At 67.7% G+C, this 1,076-nt stretch carries 1 protein-coding gene; it reads right to left on the bottom strand.

Annotation, left to right across the window (positions count from 1 at the left end):
* Positions 1 to 617: KR domain-containing protein (locus AB0B14_RS36740; protein ID WP_357081105.1), on the bottom strand; the 617-nt coding region annotated here is incomplete at its 3' end.
* Positions 618 to 1,076 lie beyond the last annotated feature (459 nt).

Raw genomic sequence — 1,076 nt, 5'->3', positions numbered from 1 at the left:
GCGGCGTCGAGCATGGCCAGGGCATCCGCAGTCTCCAACACCGCCAGACCCGACCGCGACAACCGCGCCAAATCCCGCTGCGACAACCCCCGCGTCATCCCCGACACCTCACCCCACAACCCCCACGCCACCGACACCCCCGGCAAACCCACCGCCCGACGCGCCCGCACCACCGCATCCAACCCCGCATTCGCCGCCGCATACGCACCCTGACCCGCAGTCCCCAACACCCCCGCCACCGACGAGAACACCACAAACGCCGACAACCCCCGATCCCGCGTCAACTCATCCAACACCTGCGCACCCACCACCTTCGGACCCCACACCAACGCCAACCGCTCCGCCGACAACCCCTGCACCACACCGTCATCCAAAACCCCCGCCGCATGCACCACCCCCGACACCCCAAACCGCGACAACAACTCACCCACCACCACCCGATCCGTCACATCACCCGCCACCACCACCACCCGATCCGCACCCAACTCCGCCACCAACTCCGCCACCCGACCAACCACCACACCCCCACGCGACACCAACACCACCCGCGACACCCCACACGACACCACCAAATGCCGCGCCACCACCACACCCAACGCACCCGTACCACCCGACACCAACACACAATCCCCCCACACCGAACCACCCACCGACGCCTCAACCCCCACCCGCCGCACAGCCCGCAACCGCGGCACACACACCCGCCCACCACGCACCCAAAACTCCGACTCACCCAACCCCACCAAACCCCCCACCAACGAACCCACATCCACCCCACCCTCATCACCATCAACATCCACCAACACAAACCGACCCGGATGCTCCGACACCGCCGACCGCACCAAACCCGCCACCGCACCCTGACCCGCCACCACATCCGCACCCCGCGTCACCACCACCAACCGCGAACCCACAAACCGCGAATCACCCAACCACTCCCCCAACACCCCCAACACCCCCACCACATCAACCCCCCACACCACCACCACATCCGGCACCACACCACCAGACACCGGCCACCCACCCACCGACACACCACCCACCACCGGCACACCCACCACCACCGGCACCACCTC

The organism is Micromonospora sp. NPDC049171, assembly GCF_040648275.1.
In the GTDB taxonomy this organism is placed as follows: Bacteria; Actinomycetota; Actinomycetes; order Mycobacteriales; family Micromonosporaceae; genus Micromonospora.
This window is presented reverse-complemented; position numbering and strand designations above follow the sequence as displayed.